Annotated in this window: 19 protein-coding genes and 1 other RNA gene; 9 read left to right on the top strand and 11 right to left on the bottom strand. The window is 61.9% G+C overall.

The window, feature by feature from the left end; translation table 11 throughout:
• The first annotated feature begins 44 nt into the window (after window positions 1–44).
• From KW842_RS18780 to KW842_RS18770, 3 genes are read left to right on the top strand one after another with little or no spacing between them, the layout of a single operon-like run.
• The gene (locus KW842_RS18780; protein ID WP_218305645.1) at window positions 45–584 is read left to right on the top strand and encodes a sigma-70 family RNA polymerase sigma factor; all 540 of its coding nucleotides are present in this window, start codon (window positions 45–47) and stop codon (window positions 582–584) included.
• Window positions 542–1,579: a FecR domain-containing protein gene (locus KW842_RS18775; protein WP_218305644.1), complete on the top strand. Its 1,038-nt coding sequence runs from the start codon at window positions 542–544 to the stop codon at window positions 1,577–1,579. The genes KW842_RS18780 and KW842_RS18775 overlap by 43 nt, the downstream gene beginning before the upstream one ends.
• 59 nt (window positions 1,580–1,638) lie before the next feature.
• Window positions 1,639–4,068 (top strand): TonB-dependent siderophore receptor, encoded by a 2,430-nt coding sequence (locus tag KW842_RS18770; RefSeq protein ID WP_218305643.1) that lies wholly within the window; start codon window positions 1,639–1,641, stop codon window positions 4,066–4,068.
• Here the strand turns inward: KW842_RS18770 and KW842_RS18765 are convergent.
• From KW842_RS18765 to lepB, 3 genes are read right to left on the bottom strand one after another with little or no spacing between them, the layout of a single operon-like run.
• Window positions 4,065–6,425: a CPBP family intramembrane glutamic endopeptidase gene (locus tag KW842_RS18765; protein WP_218305642.1), complete on the bottom strand. Its 2,361-nt coding sequence runs from the start codon at window positions 6,423–6,425 to the stop codon at window positions 4,065–4,067. The genes KW842_RS18770 and KW842_RS18765 overlap by 4 nt on opposite strands.
• Entirely contained in the window at window positions 6,422–7,162 is a 741-nt protein-coding gene (locus KW842_RS18760) for an ABC transporter ATP-binding protein (protein WP_218305641.1), read from the bottom strand. Before KW842_RS18760 ends, KW842_RS18765 begins: the two co-directional genes overlap by 4 nt.
• Window positions 7,163–7,218: 56 nt before the next feature.
• Entirely contained in the window at window positions 7,219–7,896 is a 678-nt protein-coding gene (gene lepB, locus KW842_RS18755) for a signal peptidase I (protein ID WP_218305640.1), read from the bottom strand.
• A gap of 91 nt (window positions 7,897–7,987) precedes the next feature.
• Here lepB and KW842_RS18750 point away from each other — a divergent pair, with 91 nt between their 5' ends.
• Window positions 7,988–8,194 (top strand): hypothetical protein, encoded by a 207-nt coding sequence (locus tag KW842_RS18750; protein WP_218305639.1) that lies wholly within the window; start codon window positions 7,988–7,990, stop codon window positions 8,192–8,194.
• 7 nt (window positions 8,195–8,201) lie between these two features.
• On the opposite strand, the gene ggt is transcribed toward KW842_RS18750, so the two are convergent.
• The 7 genes from ggt to KW842_RS18715 form a co-directional block, all read right to left on the bottom strand.
• Window positions 8,202–9,932 carry a gamma-glutamyltransferase gene (ggt, locus tag KW842_RS18745; RefSeq protein ID WP_218305638.1) on the bottom strand — a complete coding sequence of 577 codons (1,731 nt, stop codon included), beginning with the start codon at window positions 9,930–9,932 and terminating at the stop codon, window positions 8,202–8,204.
• A gap of 10 nt (window positions 9,933–9,942) precedes the next feature.
• Window positions 9,943–10,428, bottom strand: a complete 486-nt coding sequence (locus tag KW842_RS18740) for a hypothetical protein (RefSeq protein ID WP_218305637.1) — start codon at window positions 10,426–10,428, stop codon at window positions 9,943–9,945.
• A 155-nt stretch (window positions 10,429–10,583) separates the two neighbouring features.
• Window positions 10,584–11,471 carry an RNA polymerase sigma factor RpoH gene (rpoH, locus tag KW842_RS18735; protein WP_373925208.1) on the bottom strand — a complete coding sequence of 296 codons (888 nt, stop codon included), beginning with the start codon at window positions 11,469–11,471 and terminating at the stop codon, window positions 10,584–10,586.
• A 243-nt stretch (window positions 11,472–11,714) separates the two neighbouring features.
• A complete protein-coding gene (gene ftsX / locus KW842_RS18730; protein WP_218305636.1) occupies window positions 11,715–12,635 on the bottom strand; it encodes a permease-like cell division protein FtsX in 921 nt (306 codons plus the stop codon).
• Entirely contained in the window at window positions 12,632–13,288 is a 657-nt protein-coding gene (locus KW842_RS18725; RefSeq protein ID WP_218305635.1) for a cell division ATP-binding protein FtsE, read from the bottom strand. The genes ftsX and KW842_RS18725 overlap by 4 nt, the downstream gene beginning before the upstream one ends.
• A gap of 10 nt (window positions 13,289–13,298) precedes the next feature.
• Window positions 13,299–14,333: a signal recognition particle-docking protein FtsY gene (gene ftsY / locus KW842_RS18720; protein WP_218305634.1), complete on the bottom strand. Its 1,035-nt coding sequence runs from the start codon at window positions 14,331–14,333 to the stop codon at window positions 13,299–13,301.
• Window positions 14,334–14,430: 97 nt separating this feature from the next.
• Window positions 14,431–15,396, bottom strand: coding sequence for a MerR family transcriptional regulator (locus KW842_RS18715; protein WP_218305633.1), 966 nt, complete (start codon window positions 15,394–15,396; stop codon window positions 14,431–14,433).
• A 975-nt stretch (window positions 15,397–16,371) separates the two neighbouring features.
• Here KW842_RS18715 and KW842_RS18710 point away from each other — a divergent pair.
• Both KW842_RS18710 and KW842_RS18705 read left to right on the top strand, forming a co-directional pair.
• The gene (locus KW842_RS18710; RefSeq protein WP_218305632.1) at window positions 16,372–17,460 is read left to right on the top strand and encodes a porin; all 1,089 of its coding nucleotides are present in this window, start codon (window positions 16,372–16,374) and stop codon (window positions 17,458–17,460) included.
• A gap of 69 nt (window positions 17,461–17,529) precedes the next feature.
• On the top strand, window positions 17,530–18,072 hold the full coding sequence (locus KW842_RS18705; RefSeq protein WP_229223787.1) for a hypothetical protein: 543 nt from the start codon (window positions 17,530–17,532) through the stop codon (window positions 18,070–18,072).
• A 12-nt stretch (window positions 18,073–18,084) separates the two neighbouring features.
• Here the strand turns inward: KW842_RS18705 and KW842_RS18700 are convergent, their stop codons facing one another.
• Entirely contained in the window at window positions 18,085–19,785 is a 1,701-nt protein-coding gene (locus KW842_RS18700; protein ID WP_218305631.1) for a thiamine pyrophosphate-binding protein, read from the bottom strand.
• 118 nt (window positions 19,786–19,903) lie between these two features.
• Here KW842_RS18700 and rnpB point away from each other — a divergent pair.
• The 3 genes from rnpB to mraZ all read left to right on the top strand — a co-directional run bounded on the left by rnpB (window position 19,904) and on the right by mraZ (window position 22,763).
• Window positions 19,904–20,245: RNase P RNA component class A (rnpB, locus tag KW842_RS18695), an RNA gene on the top strand.
• Window positions 20,246–20,256: 11 nt separating this feature from the next.
• On the top strand, window positions 20,257–21,741 hold the full coding sequence (glpK, locus tag KW842_RS18690) for a glycerol kinase GlpK (protein WP_218305630.1): 1,485 nt from the start codon (window positions 20,257–20,259) through the stop codon (window positions 21,739–21,741).
• A gap of 593 nt (window positions 21,742–22,334) precedes the next feature.
• Entirely contained in the window at window positions 22,335–22,763 is a 429-nt protein-coding gene (gene mraZ, locus KW842_RS18685; RefSeq protein ID WP_218305629.1) for a division/cell wall cluster transcriptional repressor MraZ, read from the top strand.
• The last annotated feature ends 4 nt before the right edge of the window (window positions 22,764–22,767 follow it).

The raw sequence follows: 22,767 nt of genomic DNA, 5'->3' as shown, positions 1-22,767 counted from the left end.
TTTCATGTAGAATGAGAATAATTCTCATTTTTATATAGCCATTTGTGTCCGCGACCGAGTCCGCTCCCCAGCAGCCATTGCACGTCCTGTACGACAGCCATTACGACTGGCTGCGGGGCTGGCTGCGCGGAAAACTCGGTTGCGCGCACGAGGCGGCGGATGTGGCGCAGGACACCTTCATGCGCATCATCGCCTCGCGCGATGCGCTGTTCGGCGTACAGCAACAGCCGCGCGCCTATCTCACCACCACCGCGAAAAACCTGCTGATCGACCGCGCCCGCCGCCAGCTGCTGCGCGATGCCTATCTGGCCGAGCTGGCGCTGGTCGCTGAATCACTGGGTGGCTATCCGTCACCGCAAGAGACGATGATGGCCTTGCAGGCGCTGGACCAGATCGCGCTCGCGCTGGAGCGTGTATCGCCCAAGGCACGCGAAGCCTTCATGCTGCATTACCTGGACGACCAGCCGCAGTCGGTGGTGGCCGAGCGCCTGGGCGTCTCCACCCGCATGGTGCAGAAGTATCTGGTGCAGGCGCTGATGCAATGCCGCGCCACCTGCGCGGTGCTGGCCGAGGCGGGCGCGTGACCGACGACGCGCTGGCCGAACAGGCAGCCGACTGGCTGGTGCAACTCGGCAGCGAGGATGCCGCCGAACGCGCCGCCGCACAAGCGGGCTTCGATGCGTGGAAGAATGCCGACCCGCGTCACGCGGCAGCTGCGGACGACATTGTATTTTTGCTGAACCGCTTGCAGGCGGTGCGTGGCGGGCAGGCGCGTCCGGCACGCGTCGCATTGGAAGCGGCACTGGCGCGCCCGCGCCGTCGCGCTCGTCCTCGTGCTGTTGCGGCGGTCCTGGCGTTCGTGGTGCTGGCGGCCGGTTCTGCGGCGCTGACGCTGGATAGTCATACGCCGCGCTACTTCATCGCCGACATGCGCACCAGCACTGGCGAGTGGCACAGCTATACGCTGCAAGACGGCAGCACCATCACGCTCGATAGTGGCAGCGCCGTCAACCTGCGCTTCGACCAGCAGCGCCGCACGGTGGAGCTGGTCCAGGGGGCGATCAATGTCACAGTGGCGAAGGATGCGAGCCGCCCGTTCGTGGTCGAAACCCCGCAAGGCGAAATGCGCGCGCTGGGCACGCGCTTCATGGTAGACCGCGAGCAGGACGCCACTATCCTGTCCATGCTGGAGTCGAAAGTCGCCGCGCGGGCTTCGGGCGACACGCGTACCGTTGTCGTGCAGGCGGGCGAGCGGGTGCGCATTACCAGCAACGCCATCAGCACAGTGGCGCCGATCAACGCAGGCGCGATTGACATCGCCTGGCAGCAGCGCAAGCTGGCAGTGGAAGACCAGCCACTAAGCGAAGTGCTAACGCAGCTGAATCGTTACCGCACTGGGCGCATCACCTTCAATGCGGCGCAGCTGGACGGCATCCGCGTTTCCGCCGTGCTGCCGCTGGATGATACCGACCGTGCGCTGCAACTGCTGCTGAATAATTTCCCGCAGCTGCGCATGCGCCAGTTCACGCAATACTGGGTGATGGTCGATGCGCCGCTAAAAGAAAATATAAAAAAATAGTTCCACTTTTTCGAACTGGTTCGTTAAGCACGATGAAACCACCGAAAAAGGACCTCAGTATGCATCCATCGAATACCATCCGTCGCCTGACGCCACTGGCGCTGGCCATCCAGATCGCTTGCGGCGTCGCGCTGCCCGCCTGCAGTGGCGCCGCGCTCGCCCAGGCCGCAGCGCCGGCGCGCCAGTACGATATTCCTGCCGGCGCCCTGGGCCCGGCCTTGAACCAGTTCGCGTTGCAGGCTGGCGTTTCCATCGTGATCGAACCGGCCAGGGTACAGGGGCTGCGCACGCAGGGCCTGAAGGGCGGCTATAGCGTCAGCGAAGGCTTCGAGCGTCTGCTGCGCGGCACCGGCCACGCCGTCGCTGCCACCGACGCCGGCTATGTACTGGTGGCCGCAGCACCTGCCACCGATGCACCGCAAGTGCTGCCGGCGATTACCGCCGTCGGCGCTGCCGATGGGCCATCGGAAAACAGCGGCTTGTACACCATGCCGTCGATGTCCACCGCGACGCGCCTGGGCCTGTCGGTGCGCGAAACGCCGCAATCGGTCAGCGTGGTGACGCGTCAGCAGATGGATGACCAGGCGCTGATTACCGTGCCGGACATTCTGGAGAAAACTGTTGGCGTTACCGTGGGCCGCAACGACAGCGAACGCGCGACGTTTTATGCGCGCGGTTATGTGATCGAGAACTTCCAGTTCGACGGCATGCCGAATACGCTGGACAGCTCCAATCAGTACACCAGCGCGATTGGCGACAGCGCCATCTACGACCGGGTCGAAATCGTCAAGGGCGCGGGCGGCCTGTTGACCGGTGCCGGCAATCCTTCGGCGACGATCAATTTGGTGCGCAAGCGTCCGGGCAAGGAGTTCTCGGCCAGTATGGCGGGCAGCATCGGCTCATGGAGCAAATACCACGGCACGGCGGATATCTCCACACCGCTGAACCAGGATGGCAGCGTGCGCGCCCGCGTGGTGGTCGCTGCACAGAATGCCGATTCCTACATCGACTACTATAGCCGCGACACGCGCAACGCTTACGCCATCATCGAAGCGGATCTGGCGCCGCGCACGGTGCTGAGCGTCGGTATCGATCACATGGAGACGCGCGCCAACGGCGCCACCTTCGGCCACCTGCCGCTGTTCTACAGTGATGGCACGCAGACCAACTTCCGCCGCTCGCTGAATCCTGGCGCGCGCTGGTCGTACTGGGATAACGACAGCACCAACAGCTTTGCCACGCTCAAGCACACCTTCGACAACGCCTGGCAGCTGGACCTGATGGCCAGCCATCTGGATCAGTCCAAGGATGTGATGTACGGTTCGGCCTACAACGGCAGCGTGAATCGCACCACTGGCACCGGCATCCGTGCGCTGGCTGGCCTGCTGCCATCGGAAGCGAAAACCGACAGCGCCAACCTGGCGCTGACCGGGCCATTCAGCCTGCTGGGCCGCACGCATGAACTGATGCTGACGGCGGGCTACTCGCGCCAGCACAAGCAGGCCGAGTTGTTCGGCTCTGTCTTTGTGCCGGTGGCGAACTACTTTACCTGGGACGGCTACCTGAATCAGCCAACCTTCACCAAGCGCGCGGACCGCGATACCAAGATCACCGAGCAGGGGGTGTCGATCGCCACCCGCCTGCGTCCTACCGACCAGCTGTCGGTGATCCTCGGTGCGCGCGCCAGCCAGTACAAGCTGTTCGACTATGATGTGAGCACCGGTGGGGTGCGCAGCGTGTCGGACGATCTGGATACCGGCACCAAGACTATGCCGTATGCGGGCGTGGTGTACGACATCAACGCCAATTGGTCGGCCTACGCCAGCTATACCGATATCTTCAATCCACAGACCTACTACAAGGATGCCAACAATCGCCCGCTGGCGCCGTTGACCGGCAAGAGCGCCGAGATTGGCGTGAAGGCGGAACTGCTGGACAAGCGCCTGAATGTCAGCATGGCGGTATTCCAGATCAAGCAGAAGAACGCCGCCCAGTATGTCGACGTGAATCCGGATACTTTCGAAGAAATCTACAAGACGGTGGACGGTATCAAGAGCGATGGCTTTGAAGCTGAAGTGTCGGGCCAGATCACGCCATCGTGGAATGTGGCTGGCGGCTATACCTACCGCCGCTCGCGTGTACCCAAGCAGCAGGACGTCATCCTCAGCGCGGTCAATACCAACCAGCCCAAGCATCTGTTCAAGATGAGTACCTCATACCGCATGAACAAGCTGGTGGTCGGTGGTTCGCTGTCGCTGCAAAGCGATACCTACTATCAGACCTCGGACGATAATATGTGGCGCGCCAACCAGCCAGGCTATGCGTTGCTGGGCCTGATGGCGCGTTACGAGATCGACCGCCACCTGAGCGTTGCGCTGAACATCAACAACGCGCTGGACAAGACGTATATGCCGGGCCTGGGCTCCTACGGCACTGGCGTGTACGGCGATCCACGCAACGCCTTGCTGACCTTGAAGTACCAGTTCTAGGAACCGGCGGACAGCACCATGGCGTTGTACGCCGCGTGTACCAGCATGGGCGCCAGCAGGGTTTTGCTACGCTCATAGGTCCACGCGGCGCACAGGCCGAGGACGAACACCGGCAGCATCGACAGCGGCGGATGTACCACCGCGAAGATGGCGGCGCTCATCAGCATCGCCTGCGGTGCTTTCATGGAGCGCCGCAGGCCGCCGTAGATCAGGCCGCGGAAGATGAATTCCTCGCACAGCGGTGCGGCGATCACAGCCAGCGCCATGATCCAGATACGGCCGCCCTCCAGCACTGGCGCCGCTTTCAGCACCTCGTCCCACAGCGGCGAATGCCGCAAAACGTTCAGGTACACCACGCCGCATGTGCAGGCGACAGCGGCGGCAATGGCCGCAATACGCAGCGACAGTTTGATGTCTGCACCGCGCAGTATCACCGGCACGCCGGCCGCCTTGCTGCGCCAGTAGGTGAGCCGCATCAGCAGGTAGACGGTGATGCCGGCCGTGCCGAAAGCCATGGTGACGGACTGCATGGTCACTTTGCCTGCAAAGATCAGCACAATGCCTTGCAGGATGAAGAAGGCGGTGGCGGCGATCAATCCATCTGCCGTGGAGACGCGCGGTGACGGCGCAGCGGCCGGATCGAGCAGGTAGGGGAGGGCGTCGCGTGCCTTCTGCCACAGTGCCAGCGCCATCGATGCGGTCAGCACCAGCACCACCAGCTTTTGCGACCACACGCTGCTGTAAATGCAGAAGGTGTAGAAGCTGGCCAGCAGCATGTAGAGGTAGACATACGTCGGGCGCACGCGCGTGCGCGCATCCACCGCCAGCGGATCGCAGGCGAATACGCCCAGCGAGACGGCGATCATTGAATAGATCGGAATGCCGGCGATCACGATCAACAGCAGCACCAGCATATTCCATTCAAAACGTTCGGTGTACCAGGCACTGATACCCAGGACGATGGCTGGATAGGCCATGGTCAGCACGCCCCACAGTTTGGCCTTTTCTTTCAGTGCGCTTTCGATGGAGCGCGGCAGCGTGTAGAGCAGCCACAGCACATGGCCCTCGTTGTTGAGCGTCTGGAAAGCTGACAGCATCAGCACGTAGACACCAAGCGCGAAAGCGATGGCGGCGGCGATGGCGTGATGTTCGCCCAGCTCGGCCAGGCTATTCAGCTTGCCATTGAAGACCAACTGGCTGACCACGATGATGATGGGGAGCAGCAGCGTCTGGAACAGGAAGTTGCGGTCGCGGCTCAGCAGGCGCAGCTCGCGCCGCTGTAGCGGCGACAGGATGCCGGCGATCAGTGCAGCCGGGCCGCGCGCCGCGCCGCCCACCGCGCGATTCCTGTCGGCGCTGGCCGGGCGCTCGGCCTCTCTGGCGCTTTCGCGCGCGCCGGAGTTGACCACGCCGTGGCGCAGCTGATGCCGCAGCAGCGCCATACCCAGCCACATTAGCAGTGCGGTCTGCGCCAGCAGCAGCGCGATCAGCGACAGGCAGTGCACGCTATCGCGCGACTGTATCGTCTGCAGCACCAGTCCCGGCGGCGCCCAGCTGACCCACGACGGGAAATCGCGCGCCCACTCCATTGCAAAGCCATTCGCACGCGGCATGCCGAGCGCCATGACGAAGTAAATCAGCGGCAGATTGAATAAGCCCGTCACCGCTTGCAGGTTGCGCAGCTGCGCTGCCGGCAGCCACATGCGCAGTCCGGTGTCCGCCAGCGTGTGCAGCAGCGCCGCCAGCGGCAGCAGCGCGGCCGCCGCTAACACACCTATCGGCAAGGCGCTCCAAGCATAGCCTGAATGCCAGGCGATCACGCTGAAGGCTGGCACCAGTGCGAACCAGCCGGCGAAATTGCTGGCGCTGCGTTCCAGTACGCGGCCCCAGAGCAGCGTGCCGCGCTCCACCGGCATCGTCACCAGCCATTCCAGGTCCCAGTCAGGCTGCGCCAGCTCCTTGCTGCCGAGCGGCAGCAGCACTGCGATGAAGAACAGGATGCTGAGCTCCATCGTCAGACCGTGTAGCAGCGGCGCGGCAAACGGCGCGGTGGCCAGCTCCTCTTCCGCCGTGTGCAGGTCGCTGTGGTGCTCGCCCTGCTGGTCGACATAGCGGCATTCGCTGGCCGGGTCCAGATGGCACTGCATATTCAGTACCGCGTTGTTGGACATGCTGACGAAGGAGAACGACATGAACGCCACCATCAGCAGCGTCAGTATCCACAGGTTGCTGCGCTTGCCGCCGGTGGTGTCGCGCGCTTTTTTCTGCTTGAAGCGGAACAGGTTGTTGAACAGGACGTTGCGCTGGCGCGCCAGGCGCATGCGCGTCATCAGCCAGATAGTTTGCAGCGCGGTCATTGCGCCGGCTCTTCCGCCGCTTCGTCGGTAATCTTGAGGAACACGTCTTCCAGCGAGCCGCTGGCCGACGCTTCGGCGCGGATTTCATCCAGCGTGCCGGTGGCCACCAGTTCGCCGCGATGGATGATGCCGACGCGGTCGCACAGCTTCTCCGCCATGTCCAGCAAGTGGGTGGAGACGAAGATGGTGACGCCGCGTGCGGCGGCCGCCAGCAGGCGTTCCTGCACGTCGCGCGAGGCGCGCGGGTCAAGGCCGTTGATTGGTTCGTCGAGGATCAGCACTGCCGGGTCGTGGATCAGCGCGCAAGCCAGGCCGAGGCGCTTTTTCATGCCCAGCGAGTAGTTGACGGCGTAGTCCTCGCCAGCTTCCTGCAAACCGAATTCCGCCAGCAGCCGCGCGCCGCGCTCGGCCGCCTCGGCGCGTGAAAAGCCGTGCATCTCGCCGACGAATTGCAGGATTTCGCGGCCGCGCAGGTAGTCGTAGAAAATTGGCGTGTCGGGCAGGTAGCCGACGCGGCGCTTGACTTCGGCCGGTTCGGCGTGACAGTCGAGGCCATCGATCAGCACCTGGCCGCCGCTGGGGACCAGAATACCCATCATCATGCGGATGGTGGTGGTCTTGCCGGCGCCATTCGGGCCAAGGAAGCCGAACACTTCGCCGCGCTGTACCGTCAGCGTCAGCGGTTTGACGGCGTTGAAGCTGCCGTAGACTTTGGCAAGGCCTTGAAACTCGATCATGAGGACACCGGCAACGTTATGAATTTACCATGCCATCATAACACCGCCGGGCGGGCTTATTCCTTCGGATAGAGGCTCATGCCGAAACGTTCGGTGCGCGGCATCCAGTTGCTGGTGATGTCGGCCGACGCCAGCACGCGCTCGGCGCGGCCGATCAGCAGCGCGCGCGGCACCATGCCGATGTAGCGCGAGTCTTCGCTGTTGTCGCGGTTATCGCCCAGCATCATGTACTGGCCGGCGGGCACGGTGAGCGGCGCGAAGTCGCGGCGCGCCTGCAATTGCGGCATCAGCTGGATCGCGTGTTGGCGCTCGCCCAGCCTCTCATTGACCTGCACGGCGGCCAGCGGGCCCAGGCCGCGTATGCTTTCGGTGCTGTTGCCCAGCGTGGCGTAGGACACCGGCTGGCCGTTGATAATCAGTTTTTCATTGCGCATTTCGACCTGGTCGCCGGGCAGGGCGACGATGCGCTTGATCAGGCGCGTGCCATTGGCTGGCGAAGAGAAAGTGACGATGTCGCCGCGTTGCGGTTCGCCGGTCGGGCTGATGACGATGTCGGTCAGCGGCACCTTGACGTTGTAGGCCAGGCGGTTGACGAACACCACGTCGCCCTCCAGCAGATTGGGATGCATCGATGCCGACGGGATCGGATTCCAGTCGGCGACTGCGGTGCGGAATACGCCGAACAGCATCAGGAACGCCAGGAACCCCTTGTTGGCACGGACCCAGTTCTTCATTGTCTTCTCCCAAGTGAGTGATTTTCGCGCTTTGCGGCGAGCGCTAATATTGTGGTCAGATTCTTAATCACGGCTTAGCCACGGAGGCGCCATGCAACCCTGTGATCTGATCGGCTTGATTAACAACACCTTGCAGGCTTTGCTCAACGAGCCGGAAGATGATCCCAGTGGCCCGGAAGACGTGGACACGCTGGTGCGCGTGGTCAGCCAGCTGATGTTCGGCCGCGAGCAAAGTACCGAGCGTGCGCAGGACTGCGCGCTGGCGGCGGATACCGTACGCGCGCTGCTGAGTTCTTAGTTGTTTGCTAGTGCGCGCTGCGCTGCACCAGGGCGCTGCCGACGCCGTGACGGTGGCCTTCGCTGACGGCAGTCACCGTGCCGTCCGGATTGAATACCAGCGCGTTGGCGGCGCCGATTTCTTGCGGCGTCTTGCTCCAGTGCTGGCCGGTTTTTTCCAGCGCCCTGGCTTGGGCGCTGTCAGCGAAGCCCGGCTCCACATCGGTCGCCATGCCATTACGTTCGGACAGGCGCGGCGCGTTCAGCGCTTGCGGCATGGTCATGCCTAAATCGATGTAGTTGAAGATGGTTTGCAGCACGGTGGTGATGATGGTCGCGCCGCCAGGGCTGCCGATCGAGAAGGCCGGCTTGCCGTCCTTGAAGGCGATGGTTGGCGACATGCTGCTGCGCGGCCGCTTGCCGGCTTCCGGCACGTTGGGCGCAGGGCCGGAAAAGTCGAAGTCGGTCATTTCGTTATTCAGCAGGAAGCCATAGCCCGGCACCACGATGCCGCTGCCGCCCCACGATTCAATGGTGTAGGTGTAGGAGACGATGTTGCCGTCCTTGTCCGACACTGTCAGGTGGGTGGTGTGCGCGCCTTCCGCCAGCAGCTTGCTGGCGTTGGGCCGCAGCGGCACACTCGGGTCGTTCTGGAAGGGATAGGGATCGCCGGCTGTGGCGTGCGCGCTGGCCTGGTCAGGGCGTATCAGTTCGCGGCGGCGTGCGGCGTAGTCCTTGCTCAGCAGGCCGGCCAGCGGCGCCTCCACATATTCCGGATCGGCCAGGTAGGCGTTGCGGTCGGCGAAGGCGAGGCGGCTGGCTTCCAGGTACAGGTGTTCGGCGCTGGCACGGGGCATGGCTTTGAGGTCGTAGCCTTCCAAAATGTTCAGCGCCTGCGCCACCGCGACGCCGCCGCTGCTGGGCAGCGGCATGCCGTATATATCGTAGCCGCGATAGGTGCTGTGCACCGGCTGGCGCAGCCGCGCTTCGTAGTTGGCCAGGTCGGCCAGCGTGATCGCGCCGCCGTTGCCGTTGACCGCGCCGACCACGGCGGCTGCCATTTTGCCGGTGTAGAACACCTTGACGCCGCCGGCCGCCAGCTCACGGTAGGCCTTGGCCAGATCCGGATTGCGCAAGGTCGTGCCAGCGGCGATGGCCTTGCCGTTTTTCAGGTACAACGCGGCAGTGGCCGGGAAGCGGGTGAATTTGGTTTCGTTTTCCTGCACCAGGTGCGAGAAGTTGTCGTTGACCTTGAAGCCCTTGCTGGCCACATCAATCGCCGGCGCGAGCACCTGCTTGAAGGACATCGAACCGTAGCGGTCCAGCGCTTCGTGCCAGCCGCGCACCGTGCCGGGCACGCCGACCGAGCGGCCGCTGGCCACCACCTGTTCAAAATCCATCGCTTTGCCGTTCTGCTGGAATACCGCTGGCGTGAAGCTGGCCGGCGCTGTCTCGCGGTGGTCGATGCTGATCACACGCTTGTCTTTGGCCAGGTAAATCAGCATGAAACCGCCGCCGCCGATGCCGCAGCTGAACGGGTCGGTCACGCCCAGCGTGGCGGCTGCCGCGACCGCCGCATCAACCGCGTTGCCGCCCTTGTTGAGGATGGCAATGGCGGCTTGCGACGCCGGTTCGCTGATGGTGGCGACAGCGCCACCGGTGCCGGTGGCAACTGGTGTTTTGGCGACGGCGGGCGTGCTGGAGACAGTGATGGAAAGAACGAGGGAGGCGGCGAGAACGATGCGTGCGGACTGGCTCATATGGGTGGGCTCAAGGTGCGTTAATGTTGCTCACCTTTAAGCTTACCCGATAATCCGGCGGCACTTCGCTTTTCGCCGCCAGCTGTTGCGGCTCGAATCCATCCAGCGAGAACGTCAGCCCGTTGCGGCTGAGGCGAGAGGTGCCATTTGGCATGTTATCCGACAGCACGAAATTGCTGACGCTGCCATCTGGCTGTTGCAGCACGAAACTGAAGCTGATATAGCCGGCCCAGACGCACACTACGCCCACCCGGCAGCGGCTGTCGTTGATGCGCTCCAGCCGCACGACGGGTGCGGCGGCGGTGATGCCGGGCTGGCCGCTACTGGCCGCCGGGGTGATGCTGGCGCTGGCACCCTGGGTCAGCACATAGGTCTGGGTGAACGGCGCTGACGCGCCACGGCCGACGCCTTTGGCGGCGCCGCAGGCGTGCAGCGCGGCCATGACGGCCACCAGCAGGGGCAGCACGATCAGCTGCCGTAGTATTGTTTTTATCATGATGAGCCTCTTGCTTCAATTGAAGGCAAGCTTAGCAAAAAGACCATGGCAGTGGCGCACGAACGGCACGCTGTCAGCGCCAGGTCAAACAAGGGGCAAAAAAAAATGCCGCGCGGCGCAGGCGCCGGCGGCATTGCGGGAGGAACTGAGCGGTGTTACACGTAGGCGGCCAGTGCGCCCTTCATTTTTTTCAGCGCTGCCGCTTCGATCTGGCGGATACGCTCGGCCGATACGCCGAATTCTTCTGCCAGCGTATGCAGCGTGGCGCCCGAACCGTCGTCGTTGGCCAGCCAGCGCGCTTCAATGATGCGGCGCGAACGGGCGTCCAGCTTGCCCAGCGCTTCTTCCAGGCCTTCCGATTGCAAACGGGTCACCTGTTCGGCTTCCAGCACGCGGGTTGGCTCCGAAGCTTCGGAAGACAGGTAGGCGATAGGCGCGAACTTGTCGTCTTCGTCATCGGTTGGCGATTCCAGCGCGATGTCGCGGCCGCTGAGGCGCGTTTCCATTTCGATCACTTCCTCGCGCTTGACGTCCAGCGTCTTGGCCAGTTGGTCGATCTGGGCAGGCGTCATCGCGTCCAGGCCGGTCTTGTGGCTGCGCAGGTTGAAGAACAGCTTGCGCTGGGCCTTGGTGGTCGCCACTTTGACCAGGCGCCAGTTCTTCAGGATGTATTCGTGCATCTCGGCCTTGATCCAGTGCATCGCATAGGACACCAGCCGCACGCCCTGGTCCGGATCGAAGCGCTTGACCGCTTTCATCAGGCCGATATTGCCTTCCTGGATCAGGTCGCCATGCGGCAGGCCGTAGCCCAGATAGCCGCGCGCGATCGACACCACCAGGCGCAGGTGGGACATCACCAGACGCTCTGCGGCGCCCAGATCGGCTTGTTCCTTGAGGCGCTTGGCCAGCGAGATTTCTTCGTCGTGCGTCAGCATCGGCAGGCGATTGACAGCCGAAATATAGGCATCCAGGTTACCCAGGTTGCCACTAAACCCGAGTCCCAGAGCACTGTTTTTCGCAGGTACCACGGACATCATAGTCATTTTCGTTTCCTTCGCATGATTGCTTATGAGCACTTTTGTGCTATTTCGAACATATATTAGCACTCTCTGTCGTTGAGTGCCAATCGTCCGAAATTTATGGGCCTGATAGTAAAAACACTATCGGGTCTTCCGATGTGTTTAGAATGCGCGATGGATCTTAGGACCGGCTTAACGATGAGAACCATCCTAGGCCCAGGGGGACAGGCTATTCCGTGCGCAGACGCACGGAATAGTCCAGGAAGCTTAATTCAGGCGGGCAGTATGGCGGCGGACCGAGAGGCGGGCACCGATCAGGCCTAGCGTGGCGGATAGGGCCAGCAGCGCCGCCATCATCAGCGGCTGCAGCGGCGTCAGATAGAATTCCGATGCGTACAAGCGTGCAAATTCGGCAATGGCGGTATTCAGCGGCCCGAGCGCCAGCGTCACCGCACCCAGCGCCAGACCGCCGGCGCACAAGCCCAGCAGCGCACCGGTGTAATAGAAGGGGCGATGGATGAAGCTGTCGGTGGCGCCGATCAGCTTGGACACCAGGATTTCCTCGCGCTGGGTCAGGACCTGCAAGCGGATGGTGTTGAAAATCACCGCCACCACCACCGTGCCCAGCGTGGCCGCCAGCAGCAATAAGGCCAGGCGCAGGATGTTGATCAGCGCCGCCAGCCGCTTGACCCAGGCCGAATCCACCTGCACCGTATCCACGCCCGGCAGCGCGCGGATCTGCTCGGCCAGCTGGTCGACGTCGCCGCCGGCCTGGGCGTTGCGGAAGGCGTCCAGCTTCAGCACATAGCTGTCCGGCAGCGGATTGTCGCCCAGCGTGGCCAGCACGTCGGCCAGGCCGTTCTTGTCTTTCAGATTATCCAGCGCCTTTTCGCGCGGCGTGAAGATGATCTTGGCCTGCTTGTCGTGTACCGTCTGGCGCAGCTGCACCGCCAGCGCCTCGGCCTGGTCGCGCGGCGTCTCCTGTTTCAGGAACACGCTGATTTCCGGGTCGACCGACAGCGACTCCGACATCGGCCGCACATTGTCCAGCAGCGTCACGCCCATGAAGGGCAGGGCCAGCGCAATCGCGACCACGAGTATATTGAACAGAAAACCGCCCGGCGAGCGGCGCAGATGGACCAGCGCGGCGGCCATGGCGTAGCGGTGCTGGCGGAACCAGTAAGTCATGCCGCCACCTCCAGTTGGCCATGGTTGAGGTGGATGACGCGCGCGGCGGCGTCCAGCATCACTTCGTCATGGCTGGAAATCAGGCAGGTCACGCCGACCGAGTTGAAGGCTTTCAGCGCGTCCAGCACCTTGTTGGCGCTGGCGCGGTCCAGGTTGGCGGTCGGCTCGTCGGCCAGGATCACTTGCGGACGGTTGACGATGGCGCGCGCGATCGACACGCGCTGCTGTTCGCCGCCGGACAGGGCCAGCGGCTGGGCACCGGCGCGGTCGCCCAGGCCGACTTTATCCAGCGCGGCGCGGGCGCGCTGCTCGGCCTGCGTTTTGGAGGCGCCGGTGACCAGCAGCGGCAGCATCACATTGGCCAGCACGCTGCGGTCGGTCAGCAGGCGCTGCTGCTGAAAGATTAAACCGAGGTTGCGGCGCAGGAAAGGCACGGCGACCGGCTTGATGCGGCTGATGTCCTGGCCGTTGACGATCACTTGCCCGGAGGAGGGGCGTTCCATCGCCGCGATCATTTTCATCAGGGTGGATTTGCCGGCACCCGACGGGCCGGCGAGGAAAACCAGTTCGCCTTTTTCTACCGTGAAGGAGATGTCGCGCAGCGCCATCACATCGGAGGAGTATTGTTTAGAGACGTTCCGGAATTCGATCATAGAGGTCTGATTATCCAAGCAGTGCTTCTACAAATTCGGCAGCCACGAAAGGCTGCAGGTCTTCAATCTTTTCACCGACGCCGATGAAGTACACCGGCACCGGACGCACACGCGCAATGGCGGCCAGCACGCCGCCCTTGGCGGTGCCGTCCAGCTTGGTGATCACCAGGCCGGTCAGCTTGAGGGCGTCATCGAAGGCTTTGACTTGCGCCAGCGCATTTTGCCCGGTATTGCCGTCGATCACCAGCAGAGTTTCGTGCGGTGCGCCGTCCATGCCCTTGCCGATGACGCGCTGGACCTTTTTCAGTTCTTCCATCAAGTGCAGCTGGGTTGGCAGGCGGCCGGCGGTGTCGACCATGACCACGTCCACCCCCTTGGCCTTGCCGGATTGCACGGCGTCAAACGAGACGGCGGCCGGATCGCCGGACGCTTGCGAGATCACGGTGATGTTGTTGCGCTGGCCCCAGACCATCAGCTGCTCGCGGGCGGCGGCGCGGAAGGTGTCGCCGGCGGCCAGTAGCACCGACTGGCCGTGGGTCTGCATGTGCTTGGCCAGCTTGCCGATGGTGGTGGTCTTGCCGGCGCCGTTGACGCCGGCGATCATCATCACGGTGGGCGTGTGGCGGCCCAGTTCGAACGGGTGTTGCAGCGGCGTCAGCAATTCGATCATCAGCTGTTTCAGCGCGACCTTGACGGCGGCGGCGTCCAGCAGCTTGTCTTCCTTGACCTTGCGCTTGAGTTCGTCCAGCAGATAAGTGGTGGCGTCGACGCCTGCGTCGGACATCAGCAGCGCGGCTTCCAGCTCATCGTACAGGTCGTCGTCGATTTTGGCGCCGACGAACAGCACCGACAGGTTGTTGGAGGTTTTGGACAGCCCGGCCTTCAGGCGCGCCATCCAGGATTGTTTTTTCTCCGCTGGTTCTTCGATCGGCAGCAGCTCTGCCACTTCGGTAACGGCAGGCGCCGGAGTGGTAACAGGGGCGGCGACAGGCGCGGCGACAGGCGCCTCCGGCGCCACAGGTTTTTTCTTAAAGAAACTAAACATGGATAATTATGTGGGGGTGCTGGCCAGCACGAAGTTTGCTTATTTTACCAGAGCGCTGCCCCGCACTGCGATACAGGGGGGCTGAGCCCCTACCAGGTCAGACCCCGCCGCCCTGCGTCGTGCGGGGGGCTAGTTCGCTGCGGACGCGCCACTCGGCGATCGCGCCGGCCAGGTCGGCCAGCTCGAATACCCGTACATAGGATGGGCGGCGGCGCTTCAGGGCGGCATTGCTGCCGCCAGCCCACAGCTCGGCGGCGCCGGCCAGCCGGGTATTCAACTCAGCCAGCCCATCCAGCGCCTGGCGCGGATTCATGGCCACCGAGAACGACAGCGCAATAATATCCACCCGCTGCGCACGCGCCGCTTCAACGATGTCCAGCAGTGGCGTCTGCACGCCCAGCGAGATGCAGTGCGCGCCTTCCGCCACACACATGGCCTCGGCCATCAGCAGGCCCAGGCCGTGCCGTTCCTGCGGCAGGGTGGTCAGCAAAATGCGCGGTGCGCTGACATGGCTGCCGTTCGCCTGCGGCATGGCGAAGATGGCGCTGCGCATCACCACCGTCAGCGACTCGGTATATAGATGCTCTTCAAACGTGGCCAACTGGCCGCTGGCCCAGGCCTCGCCGATCAGCGCGGTCAGCGGCGACACCAGCTCGATCACAAAGCTTTTCAGCCCCATCATCAGCAAGGCCTGCGACAGCTTGCGGCGCAGCGCCTCCATTTGATGGCTCTTGCACAAATCCAGATAGGTTTGCAGTTCCGGCGCCGGCGCCGTTGGGGCTGCGCCCTTGCCGGTGGCTTTGCCGGTCAGCGCCTGCAATTCATCGGCGCTGAACTGGATCACTTTGCCGGGACGGAAGCCGAGGTCGATCAGCCGCTTGACCAGCCGCAGCTTGTGCACTTGTTCGATCGGGTAGACGCGTTCGCCGTGTGGATCGCGCAGCGGTTGCGGGAAATCGTAACGGCGTTCCCATACGCGCAGGGTTTCCTTGGCCACGCCGGTATCGCGCTCGACGTCGCTGATGGTGCTAGGCACTGCTTGGGAGGAAACGTTATTTATCATCAAGTATTAACCGGCTGCGGGTTGGGGCAGTCGCAAGGCTGGGACACGGGGTTCGGGTGCTCAAGCAGCGCCCTGCATTTTACATTCGTTTTTAACGTGAAAGTGACGTGCGCAGCGTGCCATTTGCAGGATATACCTGGCGGGTAAAACAGCTTGTCCACGACACACAGTTAACATGCAGAACTATTTACCGGAATATCGTTTTTCTGCTGACGGTGTCCAGGACAAGCGGCTGCAATCCATCTGAAAAATATTCTGAGGGCTGTTGTGCCGCCACCAAAGCTGAAAAATGAATCCATTTCATGCACTAAAACGGTGCGGCAGTGCAGAAAAATGCACTGATTTGTCGCTCCAAAACAACAGGTAGCAATTTCTTACAAATCGGTAACGTAATGCAACTTGTAGCGGCTTTTACAAAATTTACTACACAAATAAAGCTGCAATACCAAGTGCATCGTTGGTTTTGAGGCTATTTCGCTGGATAAAACTGCCGAACAAAGCTTGGAGTTGTTAGCTTATTACCATTCGAGAGAGGCAGTCTTCGATGGTGTTCAGTATAAAATGACTCCAGAAATAGCAATGTAGCTATTTTTACTTGGTCCGACGAAGAAGTGGTTCATACCGTGTTCATCGTGCGGGAAGCCGGGCTGTTCCGCTTGATCGGCAGGAAATATTGCGATGCGGTAAAATACCGCTGCTTTGAAAAACAGACAAGATAGAAGACGGTTCAGTATGAATGGTTTTACACTTGTCGTAGTTCAAGGCATCAGTATAGATCCGCCTCCGGCGCCCCATGAGGGTGCTGTGATCAGGCCGGCGTAGATTCATCGGCCGCATTAGTGAGCGCATCCGTATGGATGCATAGTGGCAGCTGGGGAGTTTGCCCTCACGCACATAACGGCACAAGCCGAGCAGCATCGAACACGCCGTACTACTGGCTTATTTTTACAGCAACACAACTGAAGGAAACATGTAATGAAAAAATCCCTTATCGCTATCGCCGTACTGGCAGCAACCAGCTCCGCAGCATTCGCTCAATCGAACGTCACCATCTACGGTATCGTAGACGCAGGCATCACCGCTGAACGCGGCGGCGCAGCTGGCAACGTCAGCAAAGTCACCAGCGGCGCAGCTTCGGCTTCGCGTATCGGCTTCAAAGGCACCGAAGATCTGGGCGGCGGTCTGAGCGCAATCTTCAAACTGGAAACCGGCGTTAAAATTGACGACGGCACCCTGGACAACTCCACCAGCACCCTGTTCAACCGTGAAGCCTATGTTGGTCTGTCGTCGAAAACCGCCGGCACCCTGACCCTGGGCCGTCAGTACACTCCGTACTACGAAACCCTGCGCGACGTTGGCGATCCATTCGCAATGGGCTACGCTGGTACCGCTAAAAACCTGTTCCCAGTTGCTTCGTATATGACCCGCAACTCGAACGCTGTTGTCTACAAAACCCCTAACCTGTCGGGCTTCACCGGCGCTGTTTCGTACAGCCTGGGCGAACAAGCTGGCGACGCATCGTCGGCACGTCAAGTTGGTGGCTCGCTGGCATACGGCAACGGTCCTCTGAACGTCGCTGTTGCTTACAACATGAAAAACAACGACACCGCGACCGTTAAAACCGCTGGTGTTGGCCACAACACCCTGGTTGCTGCTAACTACGACTTCAAAGTAGTTAAAGTATTCGGCGCATGGAGCAAAGATTCGGGCCAAGGTTCGGCACCAATCAACGGCGCAGCTAGCGCAACCGCCACCACCAACGTGTTCGGCTACGTATTCGCTCAGTCGCAAGACAGCCGCGATGCGCTGATCGGTGTGACCGCTCCTCTGGGCAACGGCACCCTGATGGCTTCGTACATCGACAAAGACGACAAAGAAGTTGCTAACCGTGACGCTTCGCAATGGGCAATCGGCTACAACTACGCTCTGTCGAAACGCACCAGCACCTACGTTGCTTACGCTAAAATCAAAAACAAAAACGGCGCAGGCTACACCGTTGGTAACAACACCGAAGCTGGTACCGGTGACAAAGCCTTCAACGTGGGCGTAAAACACTCGTTCTAATCTGACTTAGTCAGTTTTAGATGCAACAACGGCTGCCCTGTGCAGCCGTTGTTCATTTCTGAAAGCAGTATGATGAAGATGACACGACAAGCCGCTGTGGCTGGCGCCATCCTGCTGGCGTCCTGCGCCGTACTGGCCGCGCCCAAAGGGAATAGCAAGCAAGCCGGCACGCTGCCGCGCTACGGCATGCTGGTGTATTCCGATTTATGCATCCACCCGGACAGCGGGGAATTCGGCGGCCAGCGCATTACGCTGCAGCGCTTTGCTGAAGTCGATACGGTTTTATATGAATACACGGCCGGCGGCTTGAGCTGGCCGGTGGTGGCCAGCGACGTGACCATTGATACGCGCGGCCAGCAGTTTTACTTCACGGTGCAACCGCCGGACGAGGACGAGCGCATCATCAACGCCAAAGTGGTGGAGGGTGGCCGGGCGATCATGCTGGATGGCGGCTATTGCGGCGACGAGTCGCTGCCGATGCGGCTGCCGCTGGTGAAGGATTTCGGACGCAAGGCTGGCAGCTGCCGCGCCTGTCCTGCGCCGAAAATCCATCAGGAAAAAGAACAGGAGCCGCTGCCAGACAGCGGCTCCACCAAGACCGCCGGCCTGTAGGCCGGCCGCCGCTTACCTGGCGCGCGCCGCCTGGGCGTTGCTGCGGATGGTTTCCAGCGTCGCGCCCGGTGTGATCAGGTTGCCGTCGTAGCGCAGCTCAATCACTGCCGGCAGATTTTTCTCCCGCGTAAAGGCCAGTGCGCGTTGCAGCGCCGGCGCGAATTGCGCGGTCGCCTCGACCACCTCGCCCTGGCCGCCATACGCTGCCGCCAGCGCGGCAAAGTCCGGATTGTGCAGCGTGGTGCCGGACACCCGTCCCGGATATTCACGTTCCTGGTGCATGCGGATGGTGCCGAACATCGCGTTGTTGAACACGATGATGATCACGCCCGCCTGATACTGCACCGCCGTGGCCAGCTCCTGACCATTCATCATGTATTCGCCATCGCCGGCAAAGGTGATCACCGTGCGTGACGGATCGATGATCTTGGCTGCCACGCCGGCCGGCACACTGTAGCCCATGGCGCCGCTGGTCGGCGCCAATTGGGTGCGCATGCCGCCGTAGCTGTGGAAGCGGTGCGCCCAGGTCGCGTAGTTGCCGGCGCCGTTGGTGATGATGACATCGTGCGGCGCCAGCTGGTCGATCTGCTGCACCACCTGCCACAGGTCCAGCGGCGCTTTGCCGTCCTGGAAAATCGCCGGCTGCTGCTGCCACGCTTTCAGTTCGGCGCGCGCCTCGGCCACACTGGCTTGCCAGGCGCTGGCGTCCACCGGCTGCATCGCCGCCAGCATCGCCGCCATTTGCGGCATGCCGCTGTTGATCATCACCTCCGCCTGGTAGACGCTGCCCAGTTCCTCGGCGTCTGCGTGCACGTGGATCAGGCGCTGCACCGGCACCGGCGATTGCAGGATCGAATAGCCGCTGGTGGTCATCTCGCCCAGGCGCGGGCCGATCGCCAGAATCACATCCGCCTCGCGCACGCGCGCCGCCAGTTTCGGGTTGATGCCGATGCCGACATCGCCGATGTAGTGCGGGTGTTCGTTGTCCAGCAAGTCCTGGAAGCGGAAGGCGCACGACACCGGCAATTGATTGGCTTCGGCAAAGCGCTGGATGTCGGCGCAGGCGGTTTCGTCCCAGCCGCCGCCGCCGAGCAGCAGCAGCGGTTTTTTCGCCGACGCCAGCATGGCGCGTACCTGGTCGATCTGCGCGGCGGAAGGCGAGGCTTGCACCGGTTGATAGCAGCGGGTGTCGGCCACGCTGGCTTTGGTGGTCAGCATATCCTCGGGCAGCGCCAGCACCACCGGGCCGGGACGGCCGCTGGTAGCGATCTGGAAGGCGCGCGCGATGTATTCCGGCATGCGGTCGGCGCGGTCGATCTGCGTTACCCACTTTGCCATCTGGCCGTACATGCGGCGGTAGTCGATTTCCTGGAAGGCTTCGCGGTCGATAAAGTCGCTGCCGACCTGGCCGATGAATAAAATCATCGGGGTCGAGTCCTGGTAGGCGGTATGCACGCCGATCGAGGCATTGGTGGCGCCGGGGCCGCGGGTGACGAAACAGATGCCCGGCTTGCCGGTCATCTTGCCGTAGGCGTCAGCCATGAACCCAGCGCCGCCTTCCTGGCGGTTGATGATGAAGCGGATGTCGGAATCGTGCAGCGCGTCGAGCACGTCCAGGTAGCTTTCGCCGGGTACGCCGAAAGCGGTGTCCACGCCGTGGATCTTCAGGGCGTCGACCAGGATCTGGCCGCCGGAGCGGGATGGTTGCGTCATTATTGTGGGCCTCGTGGGTGAATTATCAGAGCATTCTACGGCGGCGGCGCGGGGGCGGCTTTTGGAATGGCGACACCAAATTTCAGATTTGCCGGTGTGGACTGGTACAATAGCGCCCGAAGCAAGCCAGACAGCCGCTGGTCAGTGCGTAAGGCCTGACGGGAGGAAGGTCCGGACTCCATAGAGCGGGGTGACGGTTAACGGCCGTCCGCTGAAAGCCAAAGCGCAAGCCGAGGTATAAGGCGAGGAATAGGGCCACAGAGACGAGCGTATTAAGTTACGGTGAAACGCGGTAACCTCCACCTGGTGCAATTCCAAATAGGCACGCGATGATGTTGCTCGCGGAGCGTGCGGGTAGGAAGCTTGAGCGCTGGAGTAATCCAGCGCCTAGAGGAATGGCTGTCATAGCGCAGGTTCGCCTGCGCCGTAACAAAATCCGGCCTATCGGCTTGCTTCAACTAATTACACGAGATGAAAAAATTCATTCTCGCCCTGGACCAGGGCACCACCAGCTCACGCGCCATCCTGTTCGATCACCAGGGCCAGATCTGTGGCAGCGCGGCACAGGAATTTCCTCAGCATTTTCCCCATCCCGGCTGGGTCGAGCACGACCCGCAGGATATCTGGCATAGCCAGCTGGCGGTGGCCCGCAAGGTGTTGGCCGACAATCATGTCGCGCCGCAGGATGTGCTGGCGATCGGCGTCACCAACCAGCGCGAAACCACCGTGGTGTGGGACCGCAAGACCGGCGAACCGATCGCGCCCGCCATCGTCTGGCAGGACCGCCGCACCGCTGACATCTGCGATGCGCTGCGCGCCGACGGCAAGGCCAAGAAAATCACCGACATCTCCGGCCTGGAGCTGGATGCCTACTTTTCCGCCTCCAAGCTGAAATGGCTGCTCGACCACGTGCCGGGCGCGCGTGAACAAGCCGAGCAGGGCGGGCTGGCGTTCGGCACCGTCGACAGCTGGCTGGTGTACAAGCTGACCGGCCAGCACGTGACTGATGTCAGCAACGCGGCGCGCACCATGCTGTTCAACATACACCTGATGCGCTGGGACTATGACCTGCTGCACCTGTTCGGCATTCCGGAACAGATGCTGCCGCAGATCGTCTCGTCCAGCGAGGAGGTTGGCACGACGCATCACAGCCTGTTCGGCGCGGCGATCCCGGTGGCCGGCATCGCCGGCGACCAGCAGGCGGCGACTTTTGGCCAGGCCTGCCATCAGCCTGGCATGGTCAAGAATACCTATGGCACCGGCTGCTTCATGCTGATGCACCTGGGCCGGCATCCGGTGGCCTCGCACAACCGTCTGCTGACCACCGTCGGCTGGCGCGTCGATGGCGCGACCGATTATCTGCTGGAGGGCAGCGTGTTCATGGGCGGCGCCACCGTGCAGTGGCTACGCGACGGCCTGGGCATCATCCAGTCTTCGGCGGAGGTGGAGGCGCTGGCGGCCAGCGTGCCGGATAGCGATGGCGTGTTCATGGTGCCGGCCTTCGTTGGCCTGGGCGCGCCGCACTGGGACGCTTATGCGCGCGGTTCGCTGTTCGGCCTGAGCCGCGGCAGCACCCGCGCCCACATCGCCCGCGCGGCGGTGGAGGCGATTGCCTACCAGAGCGCCGAGCTGATGGCGGCCATGCAAAAGGATGCGTCCTTGCCGCTGACCGAAGTGCGCGCCGACGGCGGCGCGGCCCGCAATGACCTGCTGATGCAATTCCAGGCCGATTTGCTGGGCGTGCCGGTGGTGCGCCCCAAGGTCACCGAAACCACGGCGCTGGGCGCAGCCTACCTGGCCGGCCTGGCGGTCGGCTTCTGGGACAGCCAGGAGGAAATCGCCGCGCAGTGGATGTGCGAGCGCCGTTTCGAGCCGGCCATGCCGGCGCAGCGCCGCGCTGAACTGCTAGGAAAATGGTCGCGCGCGGTGGAGCGTTCGAAAGCCTGGGAGGCTTGAACGGGCGCGTATAATGCTGTCTGAAACAGCATTGTGCGGTGCAAAATTTGTATAGACAAGTTGCGCTGCGTACATTGCTATAGAGTAAAAATTCAAGATTGCTGTTGTTGTTTGATGAGGCTTCCCCACTCCGCGTAAGGGCGCTCCCGCTGCGCCATGCTGGCGATTTACCCCTGCTGATACCCACTTTTCCCATCCCTGTCAGAGTGTTGTCTATTTGCTACTGCAATGTTGGCGGTTTGCAACTTTATACATTTAGATCAATTTTTTTAATCCGACATTTTCCGACCAAAACACATGGGTACAGATGAGGTGCCACCTTCACAACCTTTGCTAAGTACTTAATTTATCGAATTATTTTGTTTCTAGGTGGCTTCAAGGAATTACGCTAAGTCCTTAATTTCATTACTAAAATCGCTGTTTCGATTGGCTGAAACCGCTTGACCACTATTCTTCCATCCTCTAAAGTGGGCATCTGTGTGAAAAAGTGTCTTTTTGTGGGAAATTTTGCCTGACTTAGCGGACAGGGAAGATGAAAACGACTAGTCATAGTTTCATGCTCCGCTAACCATACTGAGGTAAAAGGTAATCACGTGTTTCAAGGCGCGTCCGCAATCAATCTCGATGCCAAAGGCAGGATGTCCATCCCTGCCAAGCACCGTGACGCGCTCTCGATCCAGTGCGAAGGCCGCCTCACCCTGACGCGCCATCCTGACGGCTGCGTCATGCTGTTCCCCCGTCCTGTGTGGGAACAACACCGTCAACAGATCTCCGCCTGGCCCCTGCAAGCGCGCGCCTGGCAGCGCATTTTCCTCGGTTACGCAAGCGACGTGGAAATGGATACCGCCGGCCGCATCCTCATTTCGCCCGAACTCCGCGCCGCCGTCGGCCTGGAAAAAGAGGTGATGATGATGGGCATGGGCTCGCACTTCGAGATCTGGGACGCCGCCAAGATGGCGGAAAAAGAGCAGCAGGCCCTGGAGGCCGGCACCCCTGATGTACTCGCTAATTTCTCTTTCTAAGGCC

Source organism: Duganella sp. sic0402, assembly GCF_019219065.1.
Classification (GTDB): Bacteria; Pseudomonadota; Gammaproteobacteria; order Burkholderiales; family Burkholderiaceae_D; genus Rugamonas.
This window is presented reverse-complemented; position numbering and strand designations above follow the sequence as displayed.